General features: G+C 74.1%; 7 protein-coding genes. 1 reads left to right on the forward strand and 6 read right to left on the reverse strand.

Annotated features, from left to right (window positions below; translation table 11 throughout):
* The 3 genes from AC0CYZ_RS27595 to AC0CYZ_RS27605 form a co-directional block, all read right to left on the reverse strand.
* On the reverse strand, positions 1-858 hold an 858-nt coding region (locus tag AC0CYZ_RS27595), incomplete at its 3' end, for a TIGR04222 domain-containing membrane protein (RefSeq protein ID WP_472221309.1).
* A 145-nt stretch (positions 859-1,003) separates the two neighbouring features.
* Positions 1,004-1,264 (reverse strand): hypothetical protein, encoded by a 261-nt coding sequence (locus AC0CYZ_RS27600; RefSeq protein WP_472221310.1) that lies wholly within the window; start codon positions 1,262-1,264, stop codon positions 1,004-1,006.
* A gap of 199 nt (positions 1,265-1,463) precedes the next feature.
* Positions 1,464-1,667 (reverse strand): BldC family transcriptional regulator, encoded by a 204-nt coding sequence (locus tag AC0CYZ_RS27605; protein WP_472221311.1) that lies wholly within the window; start codon positions 1,665-1,667, stop codon positions 1,464-1,466.
* Positions 1,668-1,877: 210 nt separating this feature from the next.
* Here AC0CYZ_RS27605 and AC0CYZ_RS27610 point away from each other — a divergent pair, with 210 nt between their 5' ends.
* A complete protein-coding gene (locus AC0CYZ_RS27610) occupies positions 1,878-2,291 on the forward strand; it encodes a DUF4229 domain-containing protein (RefSeq protein WP_472221312.1) in 414 nt (137 codons plus the stop codon).
* Here the strand turns inward: AC0CYZ_RS27610 and AC0CYZ_RS27615 are convergent, their stop codons facing one another.
* The 3 genes from AC0CYZ_RS27615 to AC0CYZ_RS27625 form a co-directional block, all read right to left on the reverse strand.
* A complete protein-coding gene (locus AC0CYZ_RS27615; RefSeq protein ID WP_472221313.1) occupies positions 2,292-3,614 on the reverse strand; it encodes an MFS transporter in 1,323 nt (440 codons plus the stop codon).
* Between the two features lie 230 nt (positions 3,615-3,844).
* Positions 3,845-4,387 (reverse strand): LeuD/DmdB family oxidoreductase small subunit, encoded by a 543-nt coding sequence (locus tag AC0CYZ_RS27620; RefSeq protein ID WP_472221314.1) that lies wholly within the window; start codon positions 4,385-4,387, stop codon positions 3,845-3,847.
* Positions 4,388-4,417: 30 nt separating this feature from the next.
* Positions 4,418-5,637: 3-isopropylmalate dehydratase large subunit (locus AC0CYZ_RS27625; RefSeq protein ID WP_472221315.1), on the reverse strand; the 1,220-nt coding region annotated here is incomplete at its 5' end.

Here is a 5,637-nt window from a genome sequence, read left to right on the forward strand (position 1 = left end):
GGCCTCCCTGCTGGCCCCGCCGCCGTCCGACCCACCGCCACCGAGGAACGCCGGCGGGGCCAGCAGGGAGGCCAGGGCGGGGTCGGGGAACGCGGCGAAGCCGCCGAGCGCGACGAGCAGCGCCGCGCCGAGGAGGAGCGAGCTGCCCGCGCCCGGGGTTCCCGGGGCCATCGCGGCGGCCGGCGTCCCGGTCCGCGCGGCCTCCCGGGCGGCGGCCAGCGTGGCCCGTCCGGCCGGGGTGAGCACCCGGAAGTCCGTGGGCTTCGCCGCGCTCGCCACGCACAGCACGAGGACCAGGCCGAACACGAGGAATTCGATCGACGCGCCGTGGCCGAGACCCGCGGCGAGCCGGGCGACCCCGAGGAGGACGACGAGCCCGAACGGGATCCAGGCCCGCAGGGCCCGGCTGCGCATTCGCGTGGGGTCCCGGAGCAGGCCCCGGGCGACCAGCTGCTCGTCGAGCTCCCGGGTCAGCCCGACGGTCCGCGCCCCCGTCACCAGCTGACGACCGGTCCGCGGGGTCTCGGCGTGGCGCAGGACGGCGACGTCGAGGTCGGACAGTTCCGGGTCGTCCTCCGGCCGGGGACGACCGTCGCTGACGACCGTGCAGAGCCGGCCCCCGTCGTCGACGCGCAGGCGCCCGCTCTCGACGAGCCCGGCGACGTCCGCCGCGACGGCCCGGTCGGTGCCCCCGATCAGGGCGCCGAGCTGCACGGGGGTGAGCGTGTGGTCCGGCGGAGCCTCCGGCCCCCACCGCGCCGCGACCAGGGCGAGGCGGGGCAGGGCCAGCGTGACGAGGGCGAGCAGGAGCCAGCCGACGAGGAACAGCGGTCCGGGGATGCCCCAGGTGGGAGTCATGGCGATCGATCCGTCCTCACGGGGACGACCGGCTGGTCGTCACGGTGAGTGAACGATGACCGGTCGCGGGACCGTGGGGCAAGACCGGATCACACCAGTGGAGCAGCCGATACCGACGCAGTGTCGCGGACGCGACAGAACGGGGTCAGCCGCCGGCGGACGGGTCCTCGTCGGCGCGCCCGCGCTTGACCTGCTCGTCGAGGCTGCGGAGGAACTCCGGGTCGTCGTCCGGGGCGATCTGACGGGGACGGCGGGCGCGACCGGCGCCGGGTGCGCGGGTGGGCCCGGTGGGGGCCTCGTCCTCCGGGGCGCCGGTGCCCGTGGCGAGCGTCTGAGCGGTGACGGCCTTCCAGAGCAGTACTCCGACGGCCACCAGCACCATCACCGCGACGACGAACAGCACCACGTCTCGCACCTCCTCCGGACGCCCAGGCGGGCGGCCGATCGCTCGCCTGACCTACGCTACCCGGCCTTCGGCGTGTCCGGGGGACGATCGTCGGAGGTCCGCCGGGTGGACGGTCGGTGACGGCGAGCGGGGGGCCGGACGTGCGAGGACCCGGCCGCGGCGGTGCCGTGACCGGGTCCTCGAGGGGTTCGTGCCGAGCTCAGCCGTGCGCCTCGCTGGTGAGTCCGTCGAGGAGGGTGCGGACCTCCGACTCGCGGAAGCGGCGGTGGCCACCCGGCGTGCGGATGGATCCGATGCGCCCGGCCGCCGCCCAGCGGGTGACGGTCTTCGGGTCGACGCGGAACATCGCGGCGACCTCACCGGGGGTCATGAGACGCTCGGTCGCGTCCGGTGTGACGGTCATGCGCCACCTCCTCGGGCCAGCGGCCCGCCCAGGGTTCTGTCGCCCGGGGCCGGGAGGCGGTCGTCGGGCGGAGCAGACGTTCTGGTGCGAATCGTGACACCGGACCCCTCACGTACTCGAACGCTAGTGCGGAGGTAAAAGGTTCATAAAGGCAGGAAACGGACGATCGTGTCGCTCCGGTCTCCCTGACGAACGCCTACCCTGGACCTCGTGGAACCCGCTGGATCGCCGTCGGGGAGCCCGTCCCCGGCCGACACCCCGATGTCCGAGTCACCCGCGGCCGCCGCCGAGTCACCCGCGCCCGACGCCGCACCCGCGCCCGCCGCCGCACCGCCGGCCGCGTCCGGGAGCCGCGGCGGCCTCGCCCTCGCCGTCGGCGCCTACGTCGGCGCGCGCGTGGTGCTCGTCGCGGTGATCACCGGTGTGCTCGTGCTCGTCGGCCTGCCGCTGCTGCTGGCGCTGATCGTGGCGCTGATCGTCGCCCTGCCGCTGTCACTGATCGCGTTCCGACCGCTCCGCACGCGGCTCAACGCCGAGATCGAGGCGGCCACCGCCACCCGCCGGGCCCAGCGCGACCGGCTCCGCGCCGAGCTGCGCGGGGACGAGGTCGGCGAGGAGCCCTGATCACGAGCGGCCGGCCGTCAGGCGCTCACCGGGGTCGGCGACGGTGCCGTCCCCGGCGATGTCGTCCAGGGCCCGGCCCCGGGTGTCCACCCCGAACGTCCAGAGCACGACGCCGGCCAGCAGGACGAGCACGGCGGTCGTGAGGAAGACGCCGGTGAAGCCCGCCACGCCGGCCACGGCCGCGATGAGGAATCCGTTGGCGACGCCGGCGATGCGGCCGGCGCCGTTGGCGATCCCCGAGCCGATCCCGCGCAACGTGGTCGGGAAGACCTCGGGCAGGTAGGCGTACAGCACGGCGGTGTTGGCCTGCAGCAGCAGCGCCGCGACGAAGCCCGCGACGACCAGGGCCACGGTGTCGTGGGTGAGGGCGAACACGAGCATCGCGACCGCGACCAGCGCGCAGAGCACACCCGACGTCCGCCGTCGCTCCCACCGGTCGATGATCGGCAGGGCGGCGAGCGCCCCCAGCACCGGCGCGAGGGCGAGGACGGCGCTGATGGTCAGGGCCTGCGTCGTGTCGAAGCCGCGGTCGACGAGCAGCGTGGCCACCCAGCTGTTGAAGCCGTAGTAGCTCAGGATGGCCAGCACCATGACCGCCGACGTCACGACCGTGCGGCGCAGGTAGCGCGAGCTGCGCAGTTCCGCGAGCCCGTGGCGCGGTTCGGCGGCGCGGACCTCGGGCTCGGGGAGGACGACGCCTCGAGCGGTGAGGTCGCGCTCGAGCCGGTCGACGAGCAGTTCCGCCGGGGTGCGCCGACCGTGGATCTCCCGCCAGCGCACCGACTCCGGGAGCAGCAGGGCTCCCAGGACGGCGGGGATCAGGCCGACGCCGCCGACGACGAACACCCAGCGCCACCCGTCGGGGCCGAGCGGGACCAGCAGGCGGGCTGCGCCGGCGATCAGCGGGACACCGAGGCCACCGAGCGCGATCATCACCGACAGGTACCGGCCGCGGGAGGTGCGCGGGAACATCTCCACCGCGTAGACGAGCAGGACGCCGGTGGTGGCCTGCACGCCGGCTCCGGTCAGGAAGCGCAGCGCGGCGAACACCGTGTAGCCGGGCGCGAGCGCGCTGAGGATCGAGCAGACCGAGAAGAACGCCGCCGCGGCGATCAGGATCGTCCGTCGCCCGTACCGGTCGGCCAGGCGCCCGCCGAGCAGTGCACCGACGAACATGCCGAGGAAGGTGGCGGAGGTCAGCACGCCGAGGTCGGTGATGGACAGGTGCCAGTCGGTGCGGATCGCGGGCGCCGAGTAGGAGAGCGTGGCGATGTCGGCGAGTTCGCACAGGAACAGGGAGGCGAGCACGACGGTCCAGCGCACGTGGGTGCGGGTGATCCGTGGCAGGCGTTCGAGGCGGGTCGACGGTAGGGCAGCGCTCGGCGGAGGGACTGCGGCATCGCGAGTCGGGTCGGTCGTCATCATCGGCTCCTGGTCGGCGTCGGTGGCTGCGCCGGAGGTCGGGCCGTCACGGGCCGCGCCCCGTCGAGGGCGCGTTCGTACCCGCCACCGGCTCGCGGCGGGTGGCGTCGGATGGGTGCGGGGAGCGCGGCTCAGACCGCGGCGTCGGCCGGCAGGAGGCCGTCGGCGATCAGGCGGGGCACCAGGCCGCCGGCGTCGAGGATGTCGAGCACCATGTCCGGGACGGGTGCGAGCTCGAAACGCCGTTGTGGGGTCTCGACCTGACCCCGCCGCAGGTCGACGGTGACCGTGTCGCCCTCCGCGACCGCTGCGGTGATGCCCGGCACGGTCATCGCGGGCAGGCCGTAGTTGATGGCGTTCCGCAGGAAGAGCGAGTTGATCTCGTCGGCGACCAGCGCGGCGATGCCCAGCATGCGCAGCAGTGGTGCCACGGGGCGGCTCGAGCCGACGCCGAAGTTGCGTCCCGCGACGAGGACGTCGCCGTCTGTGACCAGGTCGGTCCAGCCGGGTCGCAGGTCGTAGAAGACGTGCCGGGCGGCTTGCGCCGGCTCCAGCTTCATGGCGAAGCCGGGGTACATGGCGTCGGTGTCGATGCTGTCACCGAAGAGCCAGGCGCGGCCCGTGACGCGGCCCGGGGCTCGTCGGGCGTCGGATGGGTCGGATCGGTGGTCCATGGTGCTCGCTCCTCGTCGTGGTGATCGGGTTCAGCGGCCGGTCTCGCGGGCGTCCACGAGGTGTCCGGCCACCGCGGAGGCGACGACGGTGGCGGTCGAGGCCATGTAGATGTCGGCGGTGGGGCTGCCCATCCGCCCGCGGAAGTTGCGGGTGCTGGAGGTCAGGCAGACCTCGCCGTCGCCGACGACGCCCATGTGGTAGCCGAAGCAGGCCCCGCAGGTGGAGTTGGTGACGACCGCCCCGGAGTCCGCGATCGCGGCGAGGTAGCCGCGCCGCAGCGCCTCCCGGTACACGGCCTGCGAGGCCGGCGTGACGATCAGGCGCACCCCCTCGGCCACCCGACGCCCCTCGAGCAGCTCGGCCGCGATCCGCAGGTCCTCGAGCTGGCCGTTGGCGCAGGAGCCGACGAAGCACTGGTCGATCTTCGGGACGTCGAGCTCCGACACCGGGACGGCGTTGCCGCTGACGCGTCCCGGCAGTGCCACCTGGGGCTCGATGCGGCCGAGGTCGACGGTCCGGACCTCGGCGTAGTCGGCGTCCGGGTCCGCGTCGACGGCCCGGTAGGGACCGGCTCCCGCCGCGGCCAGGTACTGCTCGCACCGCTCGTCGACACCGAAGACGGTGAAGTCGGCGGAGACCTCGGCGCCCTGCGTGGCGATGGTGCGGCGGTCGTTCATCGGGACCGAGGCCAGGCCCGGGCCGCCGAACTCGAGACTGTGGTTCGTGGCGTCCCCGTGGACCGCGGCGACGTGGAGGAAGACGTCCTTGCCGCTCAGCCCGGCCGGCATCTCCCCGACCAGCTCGTAGCGGTAGGTGGGCGACACCGTGTACCAGGTGCGGCCGGTGCACAGGATGGCCAGGACCTCGACGAGGCCGAGGCCGCGGGCCGCGTTGTTGAACGCCCCGCCGGCACAGGTGTGCGAGTCGGTGCAGGTGAGCACCTGGCCGGGAAGGGCGAGCGCGTTCTCGGCGATCACCTGGTGGCAGATGCCGTGCCGGCCCACGTCGAAGAAGCGGTCGACGCCGAACTCCTGGGCGAAGGCCCGGGCTCGCCGGCCGCTGTCGGCGTCCACCAGCGAGGGCGCCGGAACGGCGTGGTCGAGGACGATCGCGGTGCGGTCGGGGTCCGCGATCGTCAGGGGCGTGGTCCAGCGCTGGAACTGCAGGTCGATCAGGACGTTCATGTCGACCTCGCAGACCACCGTGTCGCCGGGGGCGACGGCGTCCACGCCTGCGGCGCGCGCGAGGA

Source organism: Actinomycetospora sp. (genome assembly GCF_055612215.1).